The following is a 24,613-nucleotide window of genomic DNA, read 5'->3' as shown; positions in this document are numbered from 1 at the left end:
GCCCCGGCACCCGCTCCCTCGCCCGCTCGGAGAACACCGGCCCCGCATCGGGCGGAGCCGGAGTCCCCGACGGCTGAAGCCCCCTTCACGAAATCGACGGTCCTGCCTGTGCACGCTCCGGACACCACCGCCATCGAACCGGCCGACGCGGCGCCGCATCGCACCCGACGCTGGCTGCGACCAGTGGTGATCACGGTCCTGCTCGCGTTGTTCGGCGTCGAACTGGTCCTGGGCTGGCCGTCGTTGGCCGCCGCGCTGTCGCAACTGCGCGCACCCCGGCTGAACTGGTTCGCCGTCGCGCTCGTCGCCGAAGTGGCCGCCATGGGCTGCTACGCGCGCATGCAACGCCGACTGCTGCGCTCGGCCGGGGTGATCGTGCCGATCCAGAAGCACGTCGCCCTGGCCTACGCCGCCCACTCGCTCAGCGTCACGCTGCCCGGCGGCCCGGCCTTCTCCACCCACTTCAACTACCAGCAGATGCGCCGCTTCGGAGCCACGCCCGCCGTCGCGTCCTGGTGCATCGCGCTGTCCGGCCTGCTCTCCGCGGCGGCCCTGGCCGTCGTCACCGCGATCTCCGCGATCGCCTCCGACGGCAGCCTCCAGTGGCACAGCCTCGTCACCCTCGGCCTGGCCGTCCTGCTGCTCACCGTCGGCATCCGGCGCATCACCCGCCACCCCGAGAAGGTCGAGCCGGCCACCCGCGCCGCGCTGGCCCGGGTCAACCGGCTGCGGCACGTCCCCGAGACCCAGGGCCTGGACCGCGTCCGCGGCTTCGTCGAGCAGCTCCGCACCGCCCGGCTCGAACCCCGGCACGCCGTCGCCGCCGCCGTCTTCGCCGTCCTCAACTGGCTGCTCGACGCGGGCTGTCTGTGGCTGTGCTTCCACGCCATCAGCGACACGCAGATCAGCAACGCCCAACTGCTGCTCGCCTTCTGCGCGGGCATGGCCGCCGGGACCCTCACGATCATCCCCGGCGGCCTCGGCCTCATCGACAGCGCGCTGATCCTCGGACTGGTCACGGGCGGCGTCGCGACCAGTACCGCGATCGCCACGGTCGTGCTCTACCGCATCATCAGCTTCGGGTTCATCATCGGAGTCGGCTGGATAACGTGGCTGGTCATCCGTCGCCACAACCGCCGGGAGCCCGCCGTCTAGCGGAGCCGGACACTCAGGCCCGAGATCCTCAGGCCCGCGCGCCCCCGTCGACCCGCAGGACCGTGCCCGTCACGAAGGACGCGCGGTCACTGAGCAGCCAGGCCGCCGCCTGGGCGATCTCGTCGGGGTCGGCCGCGCGACGCAGGGGAGTGTGCGCCGTCAGGCGGTCCTGGAGGCCGGGGGACTCCGCCTCCCAGGCCCGGATCATCTCGGTGAGGGTGTTGCCGGGGGCGATGGCGTTCACGCGGATGCCCTCCGGGCCGTAGGTGACGGCGGCCGACTCGGTGAGGCTGTTGACCGCGCGCTTCATCGCGCCGTAGACGGGCAGTTCGGGGTTGCCCATCAGGCTGCCGACGGAGGAGTTGTTGACGATGGCGCCGGTTCTGGCGGTGGCCCGGATCGCTGCGACCTGGGCGACCATGGCGAGCCAGACGCCCTTGAGGTTCACGTCGTAGACGTGGTCGAAGTCGCTCTCGGGCAACTCGTCCATCGGGCCGGGGCGTTGGATCGTGGCGCCGTTGTTGAAGGCCACGTCGAGTCGGCCGTACAGGTCCACGGTGCGGTCGACGGCCGTGCGGACACTGGTCGCGTCGGCCAGGTCGCACACCACGTAGTCAGCGGTGCCGCCGGCCGCCCGGATTTCTTCGGTGACCGCCTTCAGTTCGGCCTCCGTGCGGGCCGCGAGCAGCACTCGGGCGCCTTCGCGGGCGAACAGCCGTGCCGCCGCCGCGCCGATTCCGCGTCCGGCGCCGGTGACGAAGGCGACCTTGTCGGCCAGCAGGCCGGGGAAGGGAGGAGTGGGTGTGTTGTCCATGGCAGCGAGCCTGCGCCGATCTCCACGGCTCATCCAGGCATCGGCAGTACCTGGCTGGAGAGGCCGGCGCCCGTACACACTGGGGGTGTGGATCGACGAGAACTTGGCGACTTCCTGCGCAGCAGGCGTGAGCGGATCACCCCCGCCGATGTGGGGCTGCCGGCCGGACCGCGCCGCCGTACCCCCGGTCTGCGCCGCGAGGAGGCGGCGCAACTGGCGTACATCTCGACCGAGTACTACACACGGCTGGAGCAGGCCCGCGGCCCGCATCCCTCGCGCGAGGTACTGGCCGGGCTCGCCCGCGCCCTGCGCCTGACGGACGCCGAGCGCGACCACCTCCACCACCTTGCCGGCGTGCCGCCGAGCCTCCCGCCCGGTCCCTCGCGCGAGGTGCGGCAGAGCATCCTCGACCTGGTGCACCGGCTGCCGCAGGCCGCCGCGTTCGTGATGTCCGCGACGTACGAGGTGATCGCCTGGAACGAACTCGCGGCCGCCCTCATGGAGGACTTCTCGGCGCTTCCCCGGCGCGACCGCAACCTGGTGCGCCGGGTCTTCCTCGGACCGCGTCCGGAGGGGCGGCGGCTGTACGGAGTGTCGGACGCCGACGAGTTCGCCCGCCGCGCCGCCCACGATCTGCGGGCCACCGCCGCCCGCTACCCCCACGACCCGGAGCTGACCGATCTGGTGGCCGAACTCCTCGCCGGCAGCGAGGAGTTCACCGAGTTGTGGAACTCGCACGACGTGACCGCCGCGCCCACCTTCCGCAAGACCTTCCAGCACCCGCTGGTGGGCCCGGTCACCGTCAACTGCGATGTCCTGGACATCGCGGACCGGGATCAGCGGGTCGTGATCTACACCACCGTCCCCGGCTCACCGTCCGAGAGCGCCCTGCGGCTGCTGTCGGTCATCGGCACCCAGCGGATGGACATCGCCCCCTGACCGGGATCAGCCCTCCGCACCCGCCACCAGGTCCAGCGCGATGTCCGTGATCATGTCCTCCTGGCCGCCGACCATCGCCCGCCGCCCGGCCTCGACCAGGATGCTGCGCGTGTCGAGGCCGTAGCGGGCCGCCGCGGTCTCGGCGTGGCGCAGGAAGCTGGAGTAGACGCCCGCGTAGCCGAGGCTGAGGGTCTCGCGGTCCACCCGTACCTCGCGGTCCTGAAGCGGTCGTACGAGATCGTCGGCCGCGTCCATGAGGGGGAACAGGTCGCAGCCGTGCTTCCAGCCCATGAGGTCGGCGACCGCGACGAACGCCTCCAGCGGACAGTTGCCGGCGCCCGCGCCCTGGCCCGCGAGGGAGGCGTCGACGCGGATCGCGCCGCCCTCGACCGCGACGACCGTGTTGGCCACGCCCAGTGCGAGATTGTGGTGCGCGTGGATGCCCAACTCGGTCTCCGGGGCGAGGACTTCGCGGTATGCGCGGAAGCGGTCCCGTACCCCGTCCATCGTCAACCGGCCCCCGGAGTCGGTGACATACACGCAGTGGGCGCCGTAGGACTCCATCAGCTTGGCCTGGCGGGCGAGTTCGGCCGGCTCGGCCATGTGGGACATCATCAGGAACCCGGCCACGTCCATGCCCAACTCCCGCGCCGCCGCGATATGTTGGGCGGAGATGTCGGCCTCGGTGCAGTGAGTGGCGACCCGTACCGAGCGGATGCCCAGGGCGTGGGCCTGCTTGAGGTCGTGGACGGTTCCGATGCCGGGCAGCAACAACGTTGTGGGGACGGCCTGTTGTACGACGTCGGTGACGGCCTCGATCCACTCCCAGTCGGTGTGGGCGCCGACGCCGTAGTTGATGCTGGAGCCGGCAAGACCGTCGCCGTGCGCGATCTCGATGGCGGCCACTCCGGCGCTGTCGAGGGCGGCGGCGATCGCGCGGGCCTGGTCGACGGTGTAGCGGTGGCGCACGGCGTGCATGCCGTCCCGGAGGGTGACGTCCTGGACGTAGAGGGACGGGGTCACTTGGCGGTCTCCTTGCCGGTGCGTGATGCCATGCGTTCCGCGGTGCGCAGGGCGGCCGAGGTCATGATGTCGAGGTTCCCGGCGTAGGCGGGGAGGTAGTGGGCGGCGCCCTCGACCTCCAGGAACACCGACACCTTGAGCAGCTCGCCCGTGCCCGGCGCGAGGCTGCGCAGCGGGTCGTCGGCCGCCACCTTGTCGTACTGCACCTTCTGCTTGAGCCGGTAGCCGGGCACGTACGCCTGGACTCGGCCGACCATCTCCTCGACGGACGCGGTGACCGCCTCGGTCGCGCAGTCGGAGACCAGGCAGTGCACGGTGTCCCGCATGATCAGCGGGGGTTCGGCCGGGTTGAGGACGATGATCGCCTTGCCGCGCGCGGCGCCGCCGACCGCCTCGATCGCCCGTGAGGTGGTCTCGGTGAACTCGTCGATGTTCGCGCGGGTGCCGGGCCCGGCCGAGCGCGAGGCGATGGACGCGACGATCTCGCCGTAGTGGACCGGTGAGACCGCGCCCACCGCGGCGACGATCGGGATCGTGGCCTGGCCGCCGCAGGTGACCATGTTGACGTTCGGGGCGTCGAGGTGGGCCTCGCCGTTGACCGGCGGGACGACGTACGGGCCGAGGGCGGCCGGGGTGAGGTCGACGAGGGTGCGGCCCAGGGGCCGTAGCACCTCCTCGTGGTGGCGGTGGGCGCCGGCCGAGGTCGCGTCGAAGACGAGGTCGACGTCGGCGAACTCGTCCAACTTGATCAGTCCTTCGACGCCCTCGTGTGTCGTCGCGACCTTGAGGCGGCGGGCGCGGGCCAGGCCGTCGGAGTCCGGGTCGATGCCGGCGAGCGCGGCGATCTCCAGGGTGTCGGAGAGGTGCAGGACCTTGATCAGGAGGTCGGTACCTATGTTGCCGGAGCCGATGATGGCGACCTTGGTCGTCACTTGCCGTTCCCTTCCGTGGCGAAGCGGACCCGTACCGAGCCCAGGTCCGAGATGAGTGCCTCGAAGGTGTCTCCCGGGGCGGCGGGCGTCATCGGGCCGAGGGCGCCGGTCAGCACGAGGTCGCCCGCGCGCAGCGGGTCGCCCCGCTCGGCGAGGGCGGAGGCAAGCCAGACCGCCGCGGTGAGGGGGCTGCCGAGACAGTCGGCGCCGGTGCCCTCGGAGACGGTCTCGCCGCCCCGGCTCATGGTCATCGTGACCGCGCGCAGGTCCACGGCGGTCAGCGGTACGGGGGTGGCGCCCAGGACGTACAGACCGCAGGAGGCGTTGTCCGCGACTGTGTCGACCAGGGAGATCTCCCAGTTCCGCACCCGGCTGTCGACGATCTCCAGCGCGGGCAGCGCGAAGTCGACCGCGCGCAGCACATCGACGATCGTGCACTCGCGCTCCGGCAGATCCCGGCCGAGGACCAGCGCGACTTCCGCCTCCACCTTCGGCTGGAGCAGCCGGCCCGGCGGCACCTCGCCGCCGTCCGGCACCGCCATGTCCGCGAACAGCGCGCCGAAGCCCGGCTGATCCACGCCCAGTTGACGCTGCACGGCGGGGGAGGTCAGACCGATCTTGCGGCCGACGATCCGGCGGCCGGCGTCCACCCCACGCCGGACGTTCAGCTGCTGCACGGCGTAGGCGGTCTCCAGGTCGCCACCGTCGAGCAGATCGCTCACCGGCGGACAGGCGACCCCGGTACGGGTGGCCTCCGCCAGCAGGTCGGCGGCCTTGACCACGGCCGGGGACACGGCGTCCGGGCGGGCGCCGTCGGGCACGGTGGACACGGGTTACCTCCTGGGGGAGCGGCAGTGCGGATACACCCATCGGTGCGGTGCGGGTACACCCGTCGGTATAGACAGCATCCCCGCAAGGGGACAATGTTTGTTCCGTGACACGGAACAACGAGAGCGGCAGCATGCAGGAGAAGAACGGCAGCATGCTGGAGAAAGCCGCGCTCATCCTCGACTGCTTCAGCCCGAGCGGCGAACCGTACCGTCTGTCGGAACTTTCGGAGCGCACCGGACTGCCCAAGCCCACGGTCCACCGGCTGGCCGCCGACCTGGTCCGGCTGGGCTGGCTGGAGCGCTCGGGCCCGCGCTATCTGCTCGGCGCGAAGCTGTTCGAGCTGGGCTCGCTGGTGCCGCACCGGCGCGATCTGCGCGAGACGGCCCTGCCGTTCCTCCAGGACCTGATCGAGGCCACCCGCGAGACCATCCACCTCGGTGTCCGCGAAGGCATGGAGGTGGTCTACCTCGAACGCATCCACGGCCACGAGGCGTTGCGGCTGCCCTCCCGCATCGGCGGCAGCCTCCCGCTGACCTGCACGGCCGTCGGCAAGGCCCTTCTGGCCTTCTCCGGCGCCGAGTTGACGGAGGAGGTGCTGTCCCGGCCGCTGCCGAGCCTCACCCCGCACTCGATCACCGACCCGGCCCGGCTGCGCACGGCCCTGGAGAAGATCCAGGTCTCCGGTCTCTCCTACGAGGAGCAGGAGGCCGCGGAGGGCGTGAGCTGTATCGCGGCCCCGGTCTTCGCCGGTGACACCGCCGTCGCCGCGCTCTCCGTCGCCGTACCGCGCAACCGCTTCCGGCCCGCCCAACTCGCCCCGGCGGTACGGACGGCGGCGCTGGGACTGTCACGCGTGCTGCGCGGCGGAGGGGCGGCACGGAACCCACTGTCCACGCGGTGAACCCGACCGTACACTGACAAGTCACGGTAACGGGGGCGAAGTTGTTCGGGGGGAGAATCATGTCCGGTGATCAGTACGGCGGTTATCAGGGTTATCAGGGGTTCGCCGTCCCACCCATGCCGTCCGCTCCGCCGCCCGCGCCAGCGGACGGACTCAGATCCGCCGTGGTCGGACTTCTCAACCTCAGTGGTCTCGGGCTCGGTTACGCGCTGACGCGCCGCTGGCTGCTGATGGCGGCGTGCTGGGTCGCGACGATCGTACTGCTGCTGGTGGCGCTGCCCGCGGACCCGGACGGCGTCTCCGGTGTCCTCGTCGCCCTGTACGTCGTGTTCCTCGTGTTCGCCGCCGTCCACGGCGCGTTGGTCGGCCTGCGCACCCGCATCGCCTGGCCCGCACCCCTGCCCCTCGCACTCGTGCTGGGCCTGGTCCTGCTCGCCGTACCGGCCGGGGGAGTCGTGCTGTACGACAACGCACGTGACGAGGCGACCGAGCAGATGCTCCTCGACCGGCTGGAGACGGCCGACCAACTCGTGGCGGAGAACGGGACGTTGCCGTTCTCCACGGCCGAACCCCGCTACCGCCAGGCGCTCGGCGTCTACGACGATCTGAGCACCGCGCACTCCGGTTCACGGGCGGCCGGCAAGGTGCCCGACCGGCTGAAGACGTTCTACACGACGGTCGCCGGCGCCTACACGCAGAAGAACTACTGTGACGCGATACCCCAGTTGAAGTATCTGCGGACCGTCCCCGGCACCATCGACAAGAAGCAGTTGGGCACGCTGACCACCTGGCCGGACGACCGGCTGGCCACCTCCCTGTACGAGTGCGCCGCCACCGCGCTCGGCGCGAAGGGCGCGGACTGGCCGACGAACTTCGGGTACCTGCTGACCACGTTCCCGCAGTCCGCGCAGGCCAAGCAGGTCGAACCGGCCGTCAAGTCCGCCGTCGACAAGACGGCCCAAGGGGTGCGCGGCAGTGAACCCTGCGCGGCCGTCGAGCAGTTGAAGTCCCTCTCCGGGCAGATCGGCAGCCTCCAGGGCGATCAGGCGGGCGTGGCCGACGCGCTCGGCGCGGACGCCCGACGCGCCGACAGCCAGGCCGCCGCCGGTACCTACCAGTGCGGTGTCTCGCAGTACAAGGACGCCGACTTCGACTCGGCGCTCGACACGATGAACGCCTTCGTGAAGGACAACCCGCACGACAAGAACCGGGCCCGGGCCAAGAAGATAGCGATCGCCGCGGAGATCGCGCAGACGGTGCCGGCCGCGGGCAAGAAGCTGCCGACGACCGCGTCCGGCGGCAGCATCTCCGTCACGGTCAAGAACGACAGCCCGGACGACATCACCGTCCTGTACACCGGCCCGGTGACCGGGAGCTTCAGCCTCAAGGGCTGCGGAAGCTGCACCACGTACTCCCTCACCACCACCCTGCTGTCCGGCTTCAAGCCGTGCAGTTCCGGCAAGAACTACCCGCAGAAGACGATCAGTCTGCCGACCGGCACGACGTACTTCGTGCACCGTCCCGACAGTTCCAGCGCGACGCCGGCCTCGGACACGGCCAAGCTCAGGTCGGGCTACATCTACACGGAGTGCGCCTACAGCACGGGAGCGTTCGGCACCGGCTGACGTGTGCGGACCGGGAGTTGAGCGCGGCGGGTGGCCCGGCACTTCGGTGCCGGGCCACCCGCCGTTCGCTCACAGCAGGGTCGGTGCGTGGAACGCGCCGAGGCCGGTGGTCAGGTCGCGGTCCAGCCAGTAGCGGCGGGGTTCGGCGAGCATCACGGCGACGCTGACGCCGAGGAGTCCGGGGATGCCGGCCAGCTCGTCGTCGACGAAGAGCGCCAGGGCGGAGCGGTCGGTGACCAGGCCGGTGGCGAGGACCGACATGTCGCTGGCGACATGCGCGGCGAGCCGCGTCTGGGGCAGCCGGTCCATCCGGCGCATGACGTCGGGGGTCGCGCCCGGCGCCACCCGCAGCCGGAGGATGAACGCCGTCCGGAAGCCCAGCCACTCCGACACGATCTCCAGCCGCGGCTTGACCCAGCCCTCGTCCAGGACCCGGCGGACCACGCGGTGCGCGGTGGAGGTGGCCAGGTCGGCGGTGCGGGCGATGCTCGCGGCGGACGCGCGGCTGTCCTGGAGCAACTGGGCCACGACATTCCGCTCGGCCTCGCTGAGCGGCTTCGCCGGGGGCGTCGCGGTCGCCGTGCCCTCGGGGCGGGCACCGGCGAGCTTCAGCAGGTCGGCGCGCTCGGTGTCGTCCAGGAACTGCGGGTCCCAGGTCCGGCCCCGGCGCAGGGTGCTGAGCGCGGGCAGGGCGTTGACCCGCCGGACGCCGGGAACGGAGAACAACCGGTCGATCGCCTCGCTGGTCGCCGCCTCCGACGGGGCGTGCACGACGGCGTAGAGCGGGTAGTCGCCCGAGATCTGCGCCAGCAACTGGAGATGCGGCAGGTCGCGGAGGCGGTGGAGGACGGCGAGGGGGCTCTCGCCGGTGATGTCCAGGAAGACATGGACGGGCATCGCCGTGGAGTGGACGCCCCAGTCGGCCTGTCCGATCACGCGCACCATGTGGGCCTCGTGCAGACGGTCGTAACGGCGTTTGAGCGTGCCGGCGTCGGCGGCCAGGATCTCGCCGATGTCGTCCCAGGTGGCCCGGGGCGCCAGATGCAGCGCGCCGATGAGGCGCCGGTCGAGCTCGTCGAGGAGGGGACGGGTCATGACCTCACTCTAAGGTGCCGTTTAATCCCACTGTTACGCCCAGGCTATAGAGAATCTCTCACCTGAGTGCCATTGTTCGCAGGAACATCCCCCCATCGCGCCAAGAGGTACCGATGAGTGTCACCTCCGCTCAACCTCAGCCCTCGTCCACCGAGCCCCGGTCGAGAGTCCTGCGCACCGCGTTCCGGGGCCTGACGGCGATAGAGAAGATCGGCAACCGACTCCCCAACCCATTCTGGCTGTTCTGGATCCTCGCGGGCGTCGTCGCCGTCCTCAGCGCCGTCCTGGCGGCGACCGGTCTCAGCGCCGTGCACCCCGGCACGCACGAGACCGTCACGGTGCGGAACCTGCTCAGCGGGGACGGCCTCACCATGGCCGTCGAAGGAGCCGTCGACAACTACGCGGCCTTCCCGCCGCTGGCCACCATCCTCACCGTGATGTTCGGCATCGCCGTCGCCGAGAAGAGCGGAGCACGATCCCGATCGTCGTCGTCTGGGTCGCGTTCTTCGTGGCCTGGTACCTGCTGGGCATCCCGCTCGGCATCGGCTGAACCCGCGCCCCCACCGTCGTACAAGAAGGCAGATCATGACCGCGTCACCCGCACCCGCCGCCCTCACCACCCGCGCCCAGGACGTCTCCTCGCGGATCGTCGAGGACATCCTGACCCTCGTCCACCAGGAGACCGGCAGCTACGACCTTCCCGGCCTCGCGACCGGCCTGGATCTGCTGCGCGACCTGACCGTCCAGCGGCTCGGCCGCCCCGACCACGAGCAGCGCCACCTCGGAGGCGAGTGCGGCGACACGCTCACCCTGACCTACGGCGGCACGGGCGCCGGGCATGTCGCGCTCGTCGGGCACTACGACACCGTGTGGCCGACCGGGACGCTCGCCGGATGGGTACAGCCGGGGCCGGCCGAGGACGGTCGGGAGAGGCTGAGCGGACCCGGCATCTTCGACATGAAGACCGGTCTGGCGCAGGGCATTTGGGCCCTGAAGCTGGCCCGGGAGAGCGGTGCGCTCCTGCCCACCGTCACCTTCCTCTTCAACGGCGACGAGGAGATCGGCTCGCTGTCCTCGCGGCCGGTGATCGAGGAGGTCGCGCGGAAGGCCGACGTCACGCTGGTGCTGGAGCCGAGTGCCCACGGCGCGGTCAAGACCGCCCGCAAGGGCACCGGGATCTTCCAGGTCACGGTCACCGGTGTCGAGTCCCACGCGGGGCTCGCGCCCCAGGACGGGGCGAGCGCGATCACCGCGCTGTCCGAGTTCGTGGTCGCCGCTGCCGCGGTGGCCGCCCCGGACAAGGGCACCACGATCAACACCGGGCTCATCAGGGGCGGTTCGGCCGTCAACGTCGTCGCCGGGCAGGCGACCGCCGGTGTCGACATCCGGGTGAGCAGCGCGGCCGAACAGGACCGGGTGGACCAGGAGTTGGACGCCATCAAGGTCAGTGACCCACGCGTCCGCATCGAGATCGACCACGCCTGGAACCGGCCCCCGATGACCCTCAACGCGGCCTCCGCCCCGCTCCTCGACCTCGCCCGCGAGGTCGCCCGCGAACAGGGTTGCGCCCCCTTGCGCGACACCGCCGTCGGCGGCGCCAGTGACGCCAACTTCGTCGCCGCGCTGGGGCTGCCGGTGCTGTGCGGCATGGGGGCGGTCGGCGACGGGGCACATGCGCAGGGGGAGTTCATCCACCCCGACACGGTGCCCGGGCGGACGGCGCTGGTGGCGGGGTTGTTGGGGCGCCTGGCCGAACCGCTGCGGGGTTGACCGCGATCGGCCCATCCAGGGTGGGGCGCGTCATGGAACCGCCCCCCGTCCGGGGACAATCGGTGTCATGACGGACGACAGAGACGACCCGGCGAGCCGCCTGGCCAGGATCGAGCGGCTGCTGGAGGACGGCGGTCGCGATGTGGTGCCCGCGTGGCGACGGGTGACGCACGGGGAGACACGGTGGGCGGTATCGGCCGTGATCCTGGTGGCGGTCGCCGTGCAGCTGATGCTGCCGCTCCGGCTCGCCTTCCGGCCGTACTGGCTGCTGCCGGCCCTGGAACTCGTCCTGATGGTCGGTCTGTTCGTCGCCAACCCCCGGCGGATCGAGCCCGGCACCCGGTGGCTGCGCTGGCCGAGCCTGGTCCTCACGGGCGTGATCACCCTGGCCAACGGATGGGCGGCGGTCCGGCTGGTGGTCGGGCTGGTCAGGGGCACCGACGAACTGGCCGCCGGACCGCTGCTGCTGACCGGCGGGGGCATCTGGCTGACGAACATCATCGTGTTCGCCCTGTGGTACTGGGAGTGGGACCGCGGCGGGCCCATGGCGCGGGTCATGGGCAGCCATCCCTACGCCGACTTCCTCTTCGTCCAGATGCAGAGCCCGGAGACCGCGCCACCGGACTGGGAACCGGCGTTCCTGGACTACCTCTACCTGTCCTTCACCAACTCCACGGCCTTCAGCCCGACCGACGTGATGCCGCTCTCGCGCTGGGCCAAGATGCTGATGATGGGCCAGTCCTCGGTCTCCGTGTCGATCGTCGTCCTGGTGGTCGCGCGGGCGGTCAACATCCTTCGCTAGCAACGGACAGCGACGCCAAGCGGTCCCTTCCCAAGGCCTGCTCGACGTCGCGGCCCACGTCCTGCCGATCCCGCCGGATCAGCAGGCGCCCTCGTCCTGCCAGGGGCCCCACTGGGAGGCACCGGGCACCTCGTTCTGGGTCCACCACTTGGCCACCCAGTTGTGGTTGCCGTACGACACCTCGTTGCCCTGCGTGTAGACGGCCGTGGAACTCCATGCCGTCTTGCAGGTGCCGGGGGTCGGCGTAGGAGTCGGAGTAGGCGTCGGTGTCGTGGTCGGCGGGGTCACGCCCGCGAACTGCACCGAGTACTTGGCGAAGTCCCACGCGTTCTGCGCCACGCTGGAGCAAGTGCCGGACGTGGTACCGCCGTTGTCGACCGGGCTGCACTGACGGTCGCGGTTGAGCGACCAGAACGTGAAGCGGTCCATGTTGTGGCTGGTGGCGTAGTTCAGGACCGTCTGGAAGTCGGCCTGGGTGAAGTACTCGCCGGTGTCGCTGCGCCCGTTCATCCCCGAGAAGCCCTCATGGGCGTACGCGGTCGCCTGGTCCCAGCCGAACGTGGACTGGAGGATGGAGTTGAAGTTGGTGAGCGCGCTGGTCTGCGAGGCCGCGCCGTTGAAGCCGCCGTCGAACGGCATGATGGAGAAGTTGTTCGGCGTGAACCCCTGCGACTTCGCCTCCAGCAACATCTGCTTGCCGAACCAGCCGGTCCCGTCCGCCGTGCCGGCCGTGGTGACGGAGACGTACAGACCCGAGTTGTTCTGCTGGAGGATCTTCGCCGCGCCGATCTCGTTGTGGATGGCCGCGGTGTTCTCGTACTCCGGCTCCTCCAGGTCGAAGTCGATCGCGTGCAGGCCGTACTTGGAGATCACCTGCTGGTAGGCCGCCGCCGTCGAGGCCGGGTCCGAGCAGGCCTGGCCGAGCTTGGTGCCGCCGTAGCCGCCGATGGAGACGGAGACGTCGCCGCCCTTGGCGCGGATCGCGTTGATCACCGACTGGACGGCCGTGTCCGAGGAGACCGGTGAGGTGCCGCCCCAAGTGGGGGTGCAGCCGCCGCCGTTGGGGGCGAGGACGAAGGCGAGCTGGAAGGCCTTGAGGCCGGTGGCGTCCATGATGGTGCCGGCGTCGGGCGGGTTGTTGTCCGTCGGCATCAGGTAGGGGGCCGCGGCGTACCAGCGGTTGCTGAGCGCGGTGGCCGCGCTGGTGGCGCCCTGGGCGTTGGTCGCGACCAGCGCGGTCGTGCCCGCGGCGGCGGTCGTCACGGCGGCCGCCGCGACCAGACATGCACGAAGACGTGTCACGTTGTGCCTCCGGTGGGAGTGGGGGAGGCCATCAGCTTCTGGCGCTGTCGCGGTCACGTCAATGGATTGGACTGGACCAAAGCTCACTTTGGACTAGACCATACGATTTCTTTACCGACGGCCCGGTGGAGCGCCTCGCGCGACACGTTTGCGACTAGTGTCCCGGCTCACATGGCGTTATAGGGGCGGCGCCGACACCATGGTGCACGTCACCGGCAGGCTGAAGGGATCGGGAATGTTCCGCAAGGTGCTGGTCGCCAACCGTGGCGAGATCGCGATCAGGGCGTTCCGCGCCGGCTATGAGCTGGGCGCGCGCACGGTCGCCGTCTTCCCCCACGAGGACCGCAATTCGCTGCACCGGCTCAAGGCCGACGAGGCCTACGAGATCGGCCGGCCCGGGCATCCGGTCCGCGCCTATCTCTCGGTCGAGGAGATCGTCCGCGCGGCCCAGCGCGCGGGAGCGGACGCGGTCTACCCGGGCTACGGGTTCCTCTCCGAGAACCCCGAACTCGCCCGCGCCTGCGAGGAGGCGGGCATCACCTTCGTCGGTCCCAGCGCCCACATCCTGGAGATGACCGGCAACAAGGCCACGGCGATCGCCGCCGCCCGCGCGGCCGGTGTGCCGGTGCTCGGCTCCTCGGAGCCCTCGACGGACGTCGACGAACTGGTGCGCGCCGCCGAGGAGATCGGCTTCCCGGTGTTCGTGAAGGCCGTCGCCGGTGGCGGCGGACGCGGCATGCGCCGGGTCGAGGACCCGGCCACCCTGCGCGAGTCCATCGAGGCCGCCGCCCGCGAGGCCATGTCCGCGTTCGGCGACGCCACGGTGTTCCTGGAGAAGGCCGTCGTCGACCCCCGCCACATCGAGGTGCAGATCCTCGCCGACGGCGAGGGCAACGTCATCCACCTCTTCGAGCGCGACTGCTCGCTGCAACGCCGGCACCAGAAGGTCGTCGAGCTGGCCCCCGCGCCGAACCTCGACCCGGAACTGCGCGACCGCATCTGCGCCGACGCCGTCCGCTTCGCCCGCGAGATCGGCTACCGCAACGCGGGCACCGTCGAGTTCCTCCTTGACCCGCACGGCAAGCACGTCTTCATCGAGATGAACCCGCGCATCCAGGTCGAGCACACGGTGACCGAGGAGGTCACCGATGTCGACCTCGTCCAGGCGCAGTTGCGCATCGCCTCGGGCGAGACCCTCGCCGACCTCGGCCTCTCCCAGGAGACGGTCACCCTGCACGGCGCGGCCCTCCAGTGCCGTATCACCACCGAGGACCCCGCCAACGGCTTCCGCCCCGACACCGGCCGGATCAGCGCCTACCGCTCGCCCGGCGGCTCCGGCATCCGGCTCGACGGCGGAACCACCCATGCCGGTACGGAGATCAGCGCGCACTTCGACTCCATGCTGGTCAAACTCACCTGCCGGGGACGGGACTTCACCACCGCCGTCAACCGCGCACGGCGTGCCGTCGCCGAGTTCCGCATCCGCGGTGTGGCCACGAACATCCCCTTCCTCCAAGCGGTGCTGGACGACCCGGACTTCCAGGCCGGACGGATCACCACCTCGTTCATCGAGCAGCGCCCGCACCTGCTGACGGCCCGTCACTCCGCCGACCGCGGCACCAAGTTGCTCACCTACCTCGCCGACGTCACGGTCAACAAGCCGCACGGCGAACGCCCCGACCTGATCGACCCCACCACCAAGCTGCCGCCGGTCCCGACCGGCGAACCCCCGGCCGGATCACGGCAGTTGCTCGCCGAACTCGGCCCCGAGGGCTTCGCCCGCCTTCTGCGCGAATCCCCGACGATCGGCGTTACGGACACCACCTTCCGCGACGCCCACCAGTCGCTCCTCGCCACCCGCGTCCGCACCAAGGACCTCCTCGCGGTGGCCCCGGTCGTCGCCCACACCGTGCCCCAACTGCTCTCCCTGGAGTGCTGGGGCGGCGCCACCTACGACGTGGCGCTGCGCTTCCTCGCCGAGGACCCCTGGGACCGGCTCGCCGCCCTGCGTGAGGCCGTCCCCAACATCTGCCTCCAGATGCTGCTGCGCGGCCGCAACACCGTGGGCTACACGCCGTATCCGACCCAGGTGACCGACGCCTTCGTCCAGGAGGCCGCCGCCACCGGCATCGACATCTTCCGCATCTTCGACGCCCTGAACGACGTCGGCCAGATGCGCCCGGCCATCGACGCCGTACGCGCCACCGGAACGTCGATCGCAGAGGTCGCCCTCTGCTACACCTCGGACCTGTCCGACCCCAACGAGCGCCTGTACACGCTCGATTACTACCTCCGGCTCGCGGAACAGATCGTTGAGGCGGGCGCTCACGTCCTGGCCGTCAAGGACATGGCGGGCCTGCTGCGCGCACCCGCTGCCGCGACCCTCGTCTCCGCGCTGCGCCGCGAGTTCGGCCTCCCGGTGCACCTCCACACCCACGNACCTACCTCGCCGCGATCCAGGCCGGCGCGGACGCCGTCGACGGCGCGGTGGCCTCCATGGCGGGCACCACTTCGCAGCCGTCGCTGTCGGCGATCGTCGCCGCCACCGACTACTCCGACCGTCCAACAGGCCTAGACCTCCAGGCGATTGGCGACCTGGAGCCGTACTGGGAGAGCGTCCGCAAGATCTACGCCCCCTTCGAGGCGGGCCTCGCCTCGCCGACCGGCCGCGTCTACCACCACGAGATCCCCGGCGGACAGCTCTCCAACCTGCGCACCCAGGCGATCGCGCTCGGCCTCGGCGACCGCTTCGAGGACATCGAGTCGATGTACGCCGCCGCCGACCGCATCCTCGGCCACCTCGTCAAGGTCACCCCGTCGTCGAAGGTCGTCGGCGACCTCGCCCTGCACCTGGTGGGCGCCGGTGTCAGCCCCGCCGACTTCGAGGCGTCCCCCGACCGCTACGACATCCCCGACTCCGTGATCGGCTTCCTGCGCGGCGAGTTGGGCACTCCGCCCGGCGGCTGGCCCGAGCCGTTCCGTACCAAGGCGCTCCAGGGCCGCGCCGCCCCCAAGCCCGTACAGGAACTCAGCCCCGAGGACCGCACGGCCCTCGACAAGGACCGCCGCGCCACCCTCAACCGCCTCCTCTTCCCCGGCCCCACGCGGGAGTTCGAGACGCATCGCCAGACCTATGGCGACACCAGCGTCCTGGACAGCAAGGACTTCTTCTACGGCATCCGACCCGGCAAGGAGTACACGGTCGACCTGGAACCGGGCGTCCGGCTCCTCATCGAGCTGGAGGCCGTCGGTGAGGCCGACGAACGCGGGATGCGCACCGTGATGTCCGCTCTGAACGGGCAGCTCCGCCCGGTCCAGGTGCGGGACACGGCAGCCGCCGCCGACGTCCCCGTCACCGAGAAGGCCGACCGCGCCAACTCCGGCCATGTGGCAGCCCCGTTCGCGGGCGTGGTCACCCTCGCGGTGGAGGAGGGCGACGAGGTGGAGGCCGGTGTCACCGTCGCCACGATCGAGGCCATGAAGATGGAGGCGGCGATCACCGCGCCCAAGTCCGGCCGGGTCTCCCGCCTCGCCATCAACCGCATCCAGCAGGTGGAGGGCGGCGACCTGCTCGTCGAACTGGGGTAGACGGGAGGGCACGACAGGCCGCCTCCCGGTGACCGGATCGGTCCGGTCCCGGACCCGATGCGGCCTGTCGCCGCCCCACCCGCACGGCGCAGTCTGGGGACATGACCCGAGCACTGATCGTCATCGATGTCCAGGAGTCCTTCCGCGCCCGCCCGCTGTGGGAGACCATCTCCGACCCGAAGATCGCCGAACAGGCGAACCGTCTGGTCCAGCTCGCCCGCCGGGCCGGCGACCTCGTGGTGTGGGTACTGCACTCCGAGCCCGGCAGCGGCGACGTCTTCGACCCGGCCCTCGGCCATGTCCGCCTCATCGACGGACTGGAGCGCGCGGACGGCGAACCGCTCCTCCACAAGACCTCGCACAACGCCTTCACCACCACCAACCTGCAACAGCTCCTCACCGAACACGGCGTCCGCGAGCTCACCGTCTGCGGTATCCGCACCGAACAGTGCGTCGAGACCACCACCCGCGTCGCGAGCGACTTCGGCTACCGGGTCACCTTCGTCACCGACGCGACGGCCACCAACCCGATCCCGCACCGCGACGCGCCCGCCGACCAGACCGTCGCCGAGCTGCTGGCCGACCCCCGCACCCTCCCCGCCGAGGAGATCATCCGGCGCACCGAGTACGCCCTCGCCGGCCGCTTCGCCACCATCGCGACGGTCGACGAACTGGAAGCCGCCGCGACCCATCGGGCATGATGACCGGATCGTGAGCCACGTCGTCTTCTTCCTGGTACCCGGAGTCCACCTGCTGGACCTGGCCGGCCCCGCGCAGGTCTTCTCTACGGCGGCCGACTTCGGGCACCCGTACACGCTCTCCTACGTCGCCGAGCGGCCCCAGGTCACCAGCGCCCAGGGGCTGCCGCTGGCGGCCGGGCTCGACTGGCCCGAGCTGGGTCCCGAGGACCTGGTCGTGGTACCCGGCTGGCGCGCCGTGACCCTGGCCGACGGGCCCGAAATCGGCGCCACCGCGCTGCGGGTCGTCCGGGACCACCATGCCCGGGGCGGGACGGTGGCCAGCGTCTGCGCCGGAGCCGACGCGCTCGGCCGGGCCGGACTCCTCGACGGCCGCCACTGCACCACCCACCACGACGTCCAGGACGAACTCGCCCGGCGCCACCCGAAGGCGACGGTCGTCCGCGACGTCCTGTTCACCACGGACGACCGGGTCATCACCTCGGCCGGCATCGCCAGCGGCATCGACCTCGCCCTGCACATCGTCGCCACCCGGCACGGACCCGCCGTGGCCGCCCAGATCGCCCGCGACATGGTCGTCTACGCCCGTCGCAACGGCCACGACCCGCAGACCAGCGCGATGCTCCGGCACCGCTCCCACCTCGACGACACCGTGCACCGCGCCCAGGACCTCATCGACACCCGCTTCGACGAAGCGCTGCCCCTGCCCGCCCTCGCCTCGGCGGTCGGCGTCAGCGAACGCACCCTCACCCGCCTCTTCACCCGGGCCACCGGGCTCACCCCGCTGCGCTACCAGCAGACCCTGCGCCTCGAACGCGCCGAGCACCTCATCGGCCACGGCGCCACGATCGACACCGCCGCCCGTTCGGTCGGCTTCGAGGATCCGCGCATGTTGCGCCGACTGCGCGCCCGCAGCCAGTAATTGAGGGGTGGTCCGGCGGGAACGCTGTTAGCTTTCCGGGTCGACGACCGACCGGCTCGCCCCCAGGAGTGCCCAGTGATCCCACCCCGTCTCGCTCCGCTGCTCGACCAGTTCGACTTCGCGTGCGAGCGCCTGTCCGGCCGTATGGCAGGGCCCGTCATGGACAGCGGAGACGGGACGGACACCCGGGTCGGGCCTATGACGGACGTGGAGTACCTCTGGGAACCGGTGCCCGACTGCTGGTCGGTGCGACGACGTGCGGACGGTCCCGGAGAACGGGCAACTCTCCTTGCGGGACAGGGCGATTGGGGCCGCGACGCCGCGTCGTACCCGCACCCCTGGCCGCCCCCCTTCACCACCCTCGCCTGGCGCCTGAGCCATCTCACCGAGATGCTCACCCTCCGCGCCGACCACACGGCCGGCACCCGCACACTGACCCGCGACGACCACCCCGTCGTCGGTGACGCCGCCGGTGCGGTCGCGGCCTTCGACGCCGCCGCCGGCGCCTGGCGGAAGGCGCGGTGCTGGGCGTCGACGACACCGCGCTCGACACCGTCGGGTACTGCACCTATCCGCACGGCAGCGACGCGGAGGAGCCGTTCATCGACATCGTGTGGTGGGTCAACCAGGAAGTGCTGCACCACGGAGCCGAGATCGCCATGCTGCGCGATCTGTACCGAGAGCGCGGCTGACCGGCACAGGACCGGGCGAGCAGGTGGGCACCGCGGGTAGCAACCGCTTGAGGTTCCTCGCTTGAGCACGCTCATCTGCACGGATGGCCGCTGCCGAGGAACCCCTGACCGCACAGGAAGAGCGTTTCTGGCGTGCCCTGATGCGTGTCATCGTCTCGCTGCCGCGTTCGCTGGACGACGATCTGCTGCGGTCCACGGGACTGACGCTCACGGAGTACGTCGTCCTGATGAGCCTGTCCGAGGCCGAGAACCAGGAACTCCGCATGGCGGATCTCGCGGCGGCCACCGCGCTGTCGGCGAGCCGTATCACCCGTGTCGTGGACGCGCTGCAGAGCCGCGGCCAGGTCGTGAAACGGCGCTACGAGGGAGACGCTCGCGGCAATGTCGCGACCCTCACCCCGGAAGGGCTGAAGCGGCTCGAGTCGGCCTATCCGATCCACCTCGCGAGCGCCCGCAAGCGGGTCATGGACCATCTCGACGGACGGTCGCTGTCGGCCATGGTGCGGCAGTTCGAGACGGTGGTCGAGAAGTTCGACTGAAAGCGAACCGCTCCGGTGCCGCGTGGCGCCGTTTCCGTCGGCCGGCGCCACGCGGGTGTCAGCCGCCCGCAGTTCAGGCGCGGACCGGTTCGCGCCGGCTCGCGTCGTGACGGCGGCGCCGCTCCTCGAACGAGGCGAAGACCGCCGAGACGCCGTAGACGAGGCTGAACAGGCCGAAGACGGTGGCGAGGGAGACGGCGCCGATGTCCGGGCGGACGAACAGGGAGAAGGCGAACACGATCGACACCGCGCCGGTCAGCAGATACAGCGTCCGCTCACCCGCCGTCTCGTCGCGCTGGAAGGCCATGGCTGTCTCCATGGCGCCGGTCGTCAGGGCCCACGCGGCGATCCAGATCGTGAGCGCGAGCGCCGTGATGCCGGGCCATGCCAGCGCGACCACGCCGGCCACCAGCGAGAGCGCGGCGAGCAGCAGCCAGCCGACGACGGGTCCCACCTTGTCGGAGGTGAAGGCGCGGGCGCTGTCCGTCGCCGCGGTCAGGAAGGCGTAGACCGCGAAGAGAACGACGAAGGCGCCGACGGTGATGCCGGGCCATGCGACGGAGACCACGCCGAGGGCGACGGCGAGCAGACCGCGCCAGAGGAGCACATTGGGTGAAGTGAACATGGTCACCTTCCACAGACGAGGGTGTCGCCTCGTTCTTCGCCCGAGGCCATGGTTCGCCAGGAAGGCTAGAGTCGCGCCTCCCTGCCGCGATCTGTCATACGACTGCATCCGCTACTTCCTTACTCCCTTACCGTCGTCACAGAAACCCGTGCAGCCGTCTGACGGATGCACGGACCGCGTCACGGCGCGAGCATCGGTCCCTTCCGGCCTTCGGCCCGTGGACAAGGAGCTGACGTGACCAGTGGGATCGAAGGCCATGGCAGCCGGCCGGTCCCGGTCCCGGTTCCGGTGATCGACGATCCGCCGCGACGGACCGTGCGGCGGGCGGTCGATCTGTGGCGGCTGCTGGTGTCGCTGGCCAACCTGCTCGTGGCCGTGCTGCCGGCCGTCGCCACCCGCGACATCGTCCGCGCGGCCCAGCAGGGACTCCTCGACACGGCGACCGCGCTGCCTCCGGCACTGCGCGACGGCCTCGTGGGAACGGTGCAGGCCGTCGCCCCTGCTCGCCCCGGTCGTCGCCCTGGCGGTCTGGTGCGTACGGCGGCGGAGCGAGCCTGTTCCACGGGTCCTGCCGGCGGCGGCGCTGGGTGCGCTGGGCGCGTGGTCGCTCACGCGGCTGGCGCAACGAAGCGGGTGAGACCTTACCCTCCAGCCGCTCGGCGACCTCGGCAGGGCTGGCCTCCTCCTCCAGGCCCTCCAGCGCGTCCAGTGCCTGCTTCGTCAGCGCGGCGGCCCTCGCCCGGGCGGTCTGCGCGGGCCCGTCCTTGTCGACATGCTGGAGCAGGGTGCGGTAGTTGCCGATCAGTGCTTCCACGATCTCCTGCTGCTGGGAGTGAATCTCGGCCAGCTCCTCGCGGGCCTTCTTCGCCTTCGCAGCCATGCGCTTGCAGAACATCGTGGCCAGGTCGTCCCGGGCGCGCATTCGGGCCTTGGCCGCCAGACACGCGGTCAACGCCACTCGCTTGCTGACGGTGTAGTCCTTCAAGGTGGCGGCGTCCTGGGCCTCCGCCTCGCCGGCGAAGTCCGCGACCTTTGCCGAGGCGACCCCCTCCAGCCACTTGCCGGCATCCCCGAGCCCGTCCACCCACTCCAGGTGGTCCTTCAGCATCTTGAAGTTCGACCAGCTCGCCCGGCCCGGGTTCTGCTTGAGCGCGTTGAACAGCGTCTTGCGGTCCAGCCCGATCACATCCGGCATCCCCAGCACCCGGCGCCGCTCTTCCGCGGCCATCCGGTTCTGGATGCCTGCCAGGATCTCCTCGTTCACCCGACCCCGCACCGCAGATGCCATCGCGTCCAGCGTAGAGAACCGCGGTATCCCCAGCCCGGCCTCGACCAGCTTCTCCAGCGCGATGTTGATCAGGTCCGCCGGGTTGTTCTTCGACGCCTCCGCCCGCATCGTCTCCTCAGCGAGCGTGCGCGCTGCTGGGCCGTCGTAACGCACCCCGCACCGCTCCCGCACCCACGACCGGTACCGCTCGGCTGTCCGCCCGGAGGCGTACACCGGCAGCGTGCTCTCGGGCAGCCCCACCGCCCGGCGCACGAACTCCACCACCTGGTCCGGCACGTCATACACCTTCGGGAAGCACGCCATCCGCTGATACGACTTCAGCGCCACCCGCAGAGCAAGTTGATGCTCGTCACAGTCCGTGACCTCCTCAGCCCAGACCCGCTCCTCCTCGCTGGGCGTGAAGAACACATGCAGCTCACGCGCGGTGATCGGCCGCTTGAACCGCGGGTACGCGGTCCGCTCGATCGAGGCCATCCCCACCCCACCCGACGCCAGCCCTCGAAGGCGCCACACGCGCACGCGCGATCCTCCCCGGCCCACAACGCTGCGAAGATCAGAACTCCGGAATCCAGGACGCGCACCGGGGTACGGTGGTACAGGAGCCGCAGGGGATCAAGGCTTCAAGATCACCCCGTGGCGGCTTTTGGGCTCACCTTGGCTGGACCCCGAGGAGGCCTGCCGCACCCACGTCGGCAACGCCCTCCAGGCACTCACCGGACAGGTGCCGCTGGACACCGAGGCCGCGGCCGGCATCGGCCGCCGACGCGCCCGGCAGAACGTGCCGCTGCCCAGCGTGATGACGGCCTACCGCCTCGGCGTGAAGTACTTCTGGGAGACCGTGGTCGCCGAGGCCACCACAACCGCCCTGGTGGGCAACGACATTCTGGTCGCCGCCGCCTCCGCCATGTGGGAGATCCAGGACGGCATCACCGAGGCCATGGTCTCCGGCTACCACGACGCGGTCGCCCAACGCCTCCTCGCCGGCGACCAGGAGCGCTCGGCACTGGTCGAGGCGCTCCTGGAGGGCCGGAGCATGGACGCCGACGCCGTGTGGTCCGCCGCCGAGGTCCTGGGCGTCCCGCGCGAGGGCCCGTTCGTCGTGGTCGCCGCCGAGGTACCCGGGATCGGCAGACAGGCCCTGCCCGACATCGCGGCCCTCCTCACCCGGCGCGCCGTCAGGTCCGCCTGGCGACTGCGCCCCGAACTCCAGCTAGGCATCGTGCACCTGCGCACCCCGCGGGACCTGCGCGCCCTGATCGAGGTGCTGCGGGACCGGGCCGAGCGGCGCGTGGGGGTGAGCCCCGCCTACGACGACCTGGACCTACGGGAGACGCCCTGCGCTTCGCCAAGGTCGCCCTGCGCGGCGGCGACGCGGGCAGCAGCGCCGTGACCGTCTTCGACGACGCGCCGCTCGCCGTCGCCACCGCCGGAGCACCCGACGTCATGGCCCGCGTCGCCACCAAGGTCCTCGGCCCGATCGAGGCCCTGCCCGTCGACGAACGCGCCCTGCTGCTCGACACGTTGGAGGCCTGGTTCGACGGCGGCGGCTCCGCCGAGGAGGCCGCCAAGCAGCTCTACGTCCACCCCAACACCGTGCGCACCCGGCTGCGCCGCATCGCCGAACGCACCGGCCGCTCACTGACCGACCCCCGCGGCATCACCGAACTCGCCCTCGCCCTACGGGCTGTGCGGCAGACTCCGAGGCCCCCGACCTCGGAGTCGACCGACGACACACGGAGGCCCTAGGCGGCGGTACCGCCCGCGTAGTCGCTCTTGAACGTGGTCTCGATGGTGGTGGCGACGGACTGGGCCACCCCCGTCCCGGTGAGGATGATGCCCAACTCCCGGTTGTTGGAAAGGGAGTTGCTGCTGATGTTCATCGAACCCGCCTCCACCTCCTGGGTGGACAGACCGTAGTCGGCGACCATGGCCTTGGCGTGGATGTAGAACCCGTCGGGGTCGGAGTAGCCGACGACCGTGCCGCCGGCCGCCTCGACCGCGGACACCTCGCTGGCGTAGCTCGACGGCGTCTCCAGCACCACCCGCACGGTCACGCCCGCCTTCACCCGGGCGACGATCGCGTTGACCACCGTGCTGTCGCTGAACTCCAACTCCTCGACGTCCAGAGTCTTGGTGGCCGCGTTGATGACGGTCAGCAGGCGGCTGCGTGAGTCGGTGGGGGACCAGAGCAGATGGTCTCCGTCGGTCGGGGTGATCGAGGTTCCGGCGTAGTCCGCGTTGAACACCTTCTCGATCGCGGCGACATCACGGGTGTCGTCGGTGAAGACGCCGTAGTCGCGGCCGGTCGCGTAGTACTGCGAGGTCAGATTGCCGGTCAGGACAAGGGACTTGGTGGCGTCCACGGTGATCGTCTTCTGGTGCGTGTAGACGAAGCTCGACGGCGACCACACCACGCCCACGCCCGCGTTCGTCAGGGCCGTGTACGCCGAGCCGTTGGCCGACTGGTGCGCGCGGTCCAGGACCACCCGGACGGTGACGCCCTTCTTCTCCAGGGCGATCAGGTCGTTGACGGCGGTGGTGTCCTCCAGCTCGTACATCGTCATGTCGAGCGAGGAGGTGGCCGAGTTGATGAAGTCGTAGATGGTCGGCTGCGTGGTGCCCGCCTGCGAGAAGGCGAACGCGGTGTAGGTCGCGGCGTCGGCGGGGACGGCCGTGACGAAGAGCGTGGCGCCGGCTGCCAGCGCGACACCCGCGCGGCCGAGGAACGTCCTCAACATGAGTGACTCCTAGTCGAGTTGATGCCCACATGGGGGGTGGCGGGCAGGTGCATGACACCACGCGCGTAGAACGCGGAGGAAGGGAACCTCGGTGAACTCGGGGTTACCCGTCGCGGGCGTGAGTGGACAAAGGGGACTCCGTGCAGGTGAGGGGTGGTTCATGGGGTCCCCGCGAGTTAGCAAAGACTTCGTAGCACGCGGTTTCTGCGGTGCCCCGGAGGGGTGCGGGACTGTGTCGATGTGCGACGGCGCCGAATACCACCGCAGCCGGCGGAGCGCCTACGCTGCGCCCCGACACCCGCCCCGACCCAGGAGCACCCATGCCCCACCCCAC

At 70.7% G+C, this 24,613-nt stretch carries 20 protein-coding genes and 3 pseudogenes; 14 read left to right on the top strand and 9 right to left on the bottom strand.

Going from position 1 to position 24,613, the window contains the following annotated elements; translation table 11 throughout:
- The first annotated feature begins 108 nt into the window (after window positions 1-108).
- On the top strand, window positions 109-1,155 hold the full coding sequence (locus JHN63_RS20610; RefSeq protein ID WP_200682580.1) for a YbhN family protein: 1,047 nt from the start codon (window positions 109-111) through the stop codon (window positions 1,153-1,155).
- A 28-nt stretch (window positions 1,156-1,183) separates the two neighbouring features.
- Here JHN63_RS20610 and JHN63_RS20605 read toward each other — a convergent pair whose 3' ends face one another.
- Window positions 1,184-1,969 carry an SDR family NAD(P)-dependent oxidoreductase gene (locus tag JHN63_RS20605; protein ID WP_200682579.1) on the bottom strand — a complete coding sequence of 262 codons (786 nt, stop codon included), beginning with the start codon at window positions 1,967-1,969 and terminating at the stop codon, window positions 1,184-1,186.
- Window positions 1,970-2,056: 87 nt separating this feature from the next.
- Between JHN63_RS20605 and JHN63_RS20600 the strand changes: the two genes are divergently transcribed.
- A complete protein-coding gene (locus tag JHN63_RS20600; RefSeq protein ID WP_200682578.1) occupies window positions 2,057-2,908 on the top strand; it encodes a helix-turn-helix transcriptional regulator in 852 nt (283 codons plus the stop codon).
- Between the two features lie 6 nt (window positions 2,909-2,914).
- Here the strand turns inward: JHN63_RS20600 and dmpG are convergent, their stop codons facing one another.
- From dmpG to JHN63_RS20585, 3 genes are read right to left on the bottom strand one after another with little or no spacing between them, the layout of a single operon-like run.
- Window positions 2,915-3,931: a 4-hydroxy-2-oxovalerate aldolase gene (dmpG, locus tag JHN63_RS20595; protein ID WP_200682577.1), complete on the bottom strand. Its 1,017-nt coding sequence runs from the start codon at window positions 3,929-3,931 to the stop codon at window positions 2,915-2,917.
- On the bottom strand, window positions 3,928-4,863 hold the full coding sequence (locus JHN63_RS20590; protein ID WP_200682576.1) for an acetaldehyde dehydrogenase (acetylating): 936 nt from the start codon (window positions 4,861-4,863) through the stop codon (window positions 3,928-3,930). The genes dmpG and JHN63_RS20590 overlap by 4 nt, the downstream gene beginning before the upstream one ends.
- Entirely contained in the window at window positions 4,860-5,693 is an 834-nt protein-coding gene (locus tag JHN63_RS20585; protein ID WP_200682575.1) for a 2-keto-4-pentenoate hydratase, read from the bottom strand. Before JHN63_RS20585 ends, JHN63_RS20590 begins: the two co-directional genes overlap by 4 nt.
- Window positions 5,694-5,845: 152 nt before the next feature.
- Between JHN63_RS20585 and JHN63_RS20580 the strand changes: the two genes are divergently transcribed.
- Together JHN63_RS20580 and JHN63_RS20575 are read left to right on the top strand one after the other, a co-directional pair.
- Window positions 5,846-6,595, top strand: a complete 750-nt coding sequence (locus JHN63_RS20580; protein ID WP_200682602.1) for an IclR family transcriptional regulator — start codon at window positions 5,846-5,848, stop codon at window positions 6,593-6,595.
- A 59-nt stretch (window positions 6,596-6,654) separates the two neighbouring features.
- Window positions 6,655-8,220, top strand: coding sequence for a hypothetical protein (locus tag JHN63_RS20575; protein ID WP_234477442.1), 1,566 nt, complete (start codon window positions 6,655-6,657; stop codon window positions 8,218-8,220).
- Between the two features lie 69 nt (window positions 8,221-8,289).
- Here JHN63_RS20575 and JHN63_RS20570 read toward each other — a convergent pair whose 3' ends face one another.
- Window positions 8,290-9,315 (bottom strand): Lrp/AsnC family transcriptional regulator, encoded by a 1,026-nt coding sequence (locus JHN63_RS20570; RefSeq protein WP_200682574.1) that lies wholly within the window; start codon window positions 9,313-9,315, stop codon window positions 8,290-8,292.
- 113 nt (window positions 9,316-9,428) lie between these two features.
- Between JHN63_RS20570 and JHN63_RS20565 the strand changes: the two are divergent.
- The 3 genes and pseudogenes from JHN63_RS20565 to JHN63_RS20555 all read left to right on the top strand — a co-directional run.
- Window positions 9,429-9,785, top strand: a pseudogene (locus JHN63_RS20565) (AbgT family transporter); the annotation flags it as partial.
- Window positions 9,786-9,900: 115 nt separating this feature from the next.
- Window positions 9,901-11,085 carry a M20 family metallopeptidase gene (locus JHN63_RS20560; RefSeq protein ID WP_200682573.1) on the top strand — a complete coding sequence of 395 codons (1,185 nt, stop codon included), beginning with the start codon at window positions 9,901-9,903 and terminating at the stop codon, window positions 11,083-11,085.
- A 67-nt stretch (window positions 11,086-11,152) separates the two neighbouring features.
- On the top strand, window positions 11,153-11,887 hold the full coding sequence (locus JHN63_RS20555) for a hypothetical protein (RefSeq protein WP_200682572.1): 735 nt from the start codon (window positions 11,153-11,155) through the stop codon (window positions 11,885-11,887).
- 78 nt (window positions 11,888-11,965) lie between these two features.
- Here the strand turns inward: JHN63_RS20555 and JHN63_RS20550 are convergent, their stop codons facing one another.
- Window positions 11,966-13,189, bottom strand: coding sequence for a chitinase (locus JHN63_RS20550; protein WP_200682571.1), 1,224 nt, complete (start codon window positions 13,187-13,189; stop codon window positions 11,966-11,968).
- 235 nt (window positions 13,190-13,424) lie between these two features.
- Between JHN63_RS20550 and JHN63_RS20545 the strand changes: the two are divergent.
- The 5 genes and pseudogenes from JHN63_RS20545 to JHN63_RS20525 all read left to right on the top strand — a co-directional run bounded on the left by JHN63_RS20545 (window position 13,425) and on the right by JHN63_RS20525 (window position 19,628).
- A pseudogene (locus tag JHN63_RS20545) lies at window positions 13,425-16,777 on the top strand (pyruvate carboxylase).
- Between the two features lie 101 nt (window positions 16,778-16,878).
- The gene (locus JHN63_RS20540; RefSeq protein WP_200682570.1) at window positions 16,879-17,478 is read left to right on the top strand and encodes an isochorismatase family protein; all 600 of its coding nucleotides are present in this window, start codon (window positions 16,879-16,881) and stop codon (window positions 17,476-17,478) included.
- Window positions 17,479-17,488: 10 nt separating this feature from the next.
- Window positions 17,489-18,397 (top strand): GlxA family transcriptional regulator, encoded by a 909-nt coding sequence (locus JHN63_RS20535; protein WP_200682569.1) that lies wholly within the window; start codon window positions 17,489-17,491, stop codon window positions 18,395-18,397.
- 75 nt (window positions 18,398-18,472) lie between these two features.
- Window positions 18,473-19,089, top strand: a pseudogene (locus JHN63_RS20530) (DinB family protein).
- Window positions 19,090-19,172: 83 nt separating this feature from the next.
- Window positions 19,173-19,628 carry a MarR family winged helix-turn-helix transcriptional regulator gene (locus JHN63_RS20525; RefSeq protein ID WP_200682568.1) on the top strand — a complete coding sequence of 152 codons (456 nt, stop codon included), beginning with the start codon at window positions 19,173-19,175 and terminating at the stop codon, window positions 19,626-19,628.
- Window positions 19,629-19,701: 73 nt separating this feature from the next.
- Here JHN63_RS20525 and JHN63_RS20520 read toward each other — a convergent pair whose 3' ends face one another.
- The gene (locus JHN63_RS20520; RefSeq protein WP_200682567.1) at window positions 19,702-20,253 is read right to left on the bottom strand and encodes an HdeD family acid-resistance protein; all 552 of its coding nucleotides are present in this window, start codon (window positions 20,251-20,253) and stop codon (window positions 19,702-19,704) included.
- A 136-nt stretch (window positions 20,254-20,389) separates the two neighbouring features.
- The gene (locus JHN63_RS20515) at window positions 20,390-22,015 is read right to left on the bottom strand and encodes a DUF4158 domain-containing protein (protein ID WP_200682566.1); all 1,626 of its coding nucleotides are present in this window, start codon (window positions 22,013-22,015) and stop codon (window positions 20,390-20,392) included.
- Between the two features lie 169 nt (window positions 22,016-22,184).
- On the opposite strand from JHN63_RS20515, the gene JHN63_RS52835 reads away from it, so the two are divergent.
- Both JHN63_RS52835 and JHN63_RS52830 read left to right on the top strand, forming a co-directional pair.
- Window positions 22,185-22,931, top strand: a complete 747-nt coding sequence (locus JHN63_RS52835; protein ID WP_234477441.1) for a hypothetical protein — start codon at window positions 22,185-22,187, stop codon at window positions 22,929-22,931.
- Window positions 22,928-23,287: a helix-turn-helix domain-containing protein gene (locus tag JHN63_RS52830; RefSeq protein WP_307781931.1), complete on the top strand. Its 360-nt coding sequence runs from the start codon at window positions 22,928-22,930 to the stop codon at window positions 23,285-23,287. Before JHN63_RS52835 ends, JHN63_RS52830 begins: the two co-directional genes overlap by 4 nt.
- Here JHN63_RS52830 and JHN63_RS20505 read toward each other — a convergent pair.
- Window positions 23,284-24,279, bottom strand: a complete 996-nt coding sequence (locus JHN63_RS20505; protein ID WP_200682565.1) for a phospholipase D-like domain-containing protein — start codon at window positions 24,277-24,279, stop codon at window positions 23,284-23,286. The two genes, JHN63_RS52830 and JHN63_RS20505, sit on opposite strands and share 4 nt — an antisense overlap.
- Window positions 24,280-24,613 lie beyond the last annotated feature (334 nt).

This window comes from Streptomyces sp. MBT65 (assembly GCF_016612545.1).
Taxonomy (GTDB): Bacteria; Actinomycetota; Actinomycetes; order Streptomycetales; family Streptomycetaceae; genus Streptomyces.
This window is presented reverse-complemented; position numbering and strand designations above follow the sequence as displayed.

Excerpts from the sequence above, each read along its gene's own strand:
- JHN63_RS20540 (WP_200682570.1), top strand. The coding sequence starts at position 16,879 with ATGACCCGAGCACTGATCGTCATCGATGTCCAGGAGTCCTTCCGCGCC.
- JHN63_RS20505 (WP_200682565.1), bottom strand. The coding sequence starts at position 24,279 with ATGTTGAGGACGTTCCTCGGCCGCGCGGGTGTCGCGCTGGCAGCCGGC.
- JHN63_RS20555 (WP_200682572.1), top strand. The coding sequence starts at position 11,153 with ATGACGGACGACAGAGACGACCCGGCGAGCCGCCTGGCCAGGATCGAG.
- JHN63_RS20605 (WP_200682579.1), bottom strand. The coding sequence starts at position 1,969 with ATGGACAACACACCCACTCCTCCCTTCCCCGGCCTGCTGGCCGACAAG.
- JHN63_RS20560 (WP_200682573.1), top strand. The coding sequence starts at position 9,901 with ATGACCGCGTCACCCGCACCCGCCGCCCTCACCACCCGCGCCCAGGAC.
- JHN63_RS20570 (WP_200682574.1), bottom strand. The coding sequence starts at position 9,315 with ATGACCCGTCCCCTCCTCGACGAGCTCGACCGGCGCCTCATCGGCGCG.
- JHN63_RS20525 (WP_200682568.1), top strand. The coding sequence starts at position 19,173 with ATGGCCGCTGCCGAGGAACCCCTGACCGCACAGGAAGAGCGTTTCTGG.
- JHN63_RS20575 (WP_234477442.1), top strand. The coding sequence starts at position 6,655 with ATGTCCGGTGATCAGTACGGCGGTTATCAGGGTTATCAGGGGTTCGCC.
- JHN63_RS20515 (WP_200682566.1), bottom strand. The coding sequence starts at position 22,015 with ATGGCCTCGATCGAGCGGACCGCGTACCCGCGGTTCAAGCGGCCGATC.
- JHN63_RS20520 (WP_200682567.1), bottom strand. The coding sequence starts at position 20,253 with ATGTTCACTTCACCCAATGTGCTCCTCTGGCGCGGTCTGCTCGCCGTC.
- JHN63_RS20580 (WP_200682602.1), top strand. The coding sequence starts at position 5,846 with ATGCTGGAGAAAGCCGCGCTCATCCTCGACTGCTTCAGCCCGAGCGGC.